Here is a 1172-nt window from a genome sequence, read left to right on the forward strand (position 1 = left end):
GGGTGTCGAGCGTGCGACGGCAGCGGATGGATGGCGGGACAGCAGCTTCAGGCAGCAGCTGGGGCGCTGGCGACGGCCATGGTGTCCCATGCCTTCAGGGCCTCGGCCGTGTACATGAGTGCCGGGCCACCGCCCATGTAAACGCACACGGCCAGCATCTCTTCCAGCTCTGCGCGGGTGGCACCAAGCTTTTGCAGTGCCTTGACATGAAAACCGATGCACCCGGAGCAGCGCTGGGTGACGCCAATGGCCAGGGCAATCAGCTCCTTGTGCTTGCTGGTCAACGCCCCTTCAGTCATCGAGGCCTGCGCAAGCTGAGCGAAGCCCCGCATGGCGTCAGGCTGTGCTTTGCGGAAGGTGGCCAGGCTTTCGTTGATGCCCTGGATCAGGCTGGTGTGGTCGAACGTACTCATGGAATGGTTCCTTGCTGGGGCCTTGAGGGCACCGGCCTCTGCGTGTGCCGGCGCCTGCCGGTGGTTTATTTCTTCATGGAACAGGTGTTGATGCCAAGCAGCGTGTAAGCCGGGCAGAAGCGGAACAGGCCGGTGGCCAGTGGCACCACGCCCAGCCACCCCCACCAGCCCACCGTGCCGGTGGCGGCCAGTGCGATCAGGACCAGGCCTGCCAAGACGCGCAGCACGCGGTCCACGGTTCCTACGTTGATGTTCATGATGATTTCCTTGCTCTGAGGTTGTGGCCCGKGATGGGCCCTGGTTGCACAAGCGCAGCGAACGCGGAATGCGCTCGCTGCTCGGTCAGTCGAATGAGGGAGACGCAGGCGCCGCGACAGGCTTGCCTGCAGCCACCCAGGCGTCAAAGCCGCCAGCAATGGACTGCACCTGCAGATAGCCCATGTCGTGCATGGCGCGCGCGGCCAGTGCAGCCCGGCCGCTGGTCTTGCAGTACAGCACCACCTTGAGGTCGCGCGCGCTGAGTTCGGGCGTGCTGCTGAGGCGGAACTCCAGCACCCCGCGCGATGCGTGAATCGCGCCCGGGATGTGTCCTGCCTGGTACTCGTCCGACTCTCGCACATCGATCAGCACGTCGGCGGCGCGGATGGCTTCGTCTGCCTGGTCCACTGGGACCTCTTGCACCAGGGCCTTGGCGGCGGTGACGAGATCGTGGGCTGTTTTCATATCGGCGTTCCTGCAGTGGGTAGGGTGGTACAGATG

General features: G+C 64.7%; 3 protein-coding genes. All 3 read right to left on the reverse strand.

Annotated elements, in window-relative coordinates; translation table 11 throughout:
• Nucleotides 1–47: 47 nt before the first annotated feature.
• Nucleotides 48–413 (reverse strand): carboxymuconolactone decarboxylase family protein, encoded by a 366-nt coding sequence (locus tag AC04MI_RS25370; protein ID WP_436075199.1) that lies wholly within the window; start codon nt 411–413, stop codon nt 48–50.
• Between the two features lie 65 nt (nt 414–478).
• A complete protein-coding gene (locus tag AC04MI_RS25375; RefSeq protein ID WP_116749842.1) occupies nt 479–670 on the reverse strand; it encodes a YgaP family membrane protein in 192 nt (63 codons plus the stop codon).
• A gap of 85 nt (nt 671–755) precedes the next feature.
• Nucleotides 756–1136 carry a rhodanese-like domain-containing protein gene (locus tag AC04MI_RS25380; protein WP_436077327.1) on the reverse strand — a complete coding sequence of 127 codons (381 nt, stop codon included), beginning with the start codon at nt 1134–1136 and terminating at the stop codon, nt 756–758.
• Nucleotides 1137–1172: the final 36 nt, after the last annotated feature.

It is taken from the genome of Acidovorax sp. LjRoot204 (assembly GCF_056175785.1).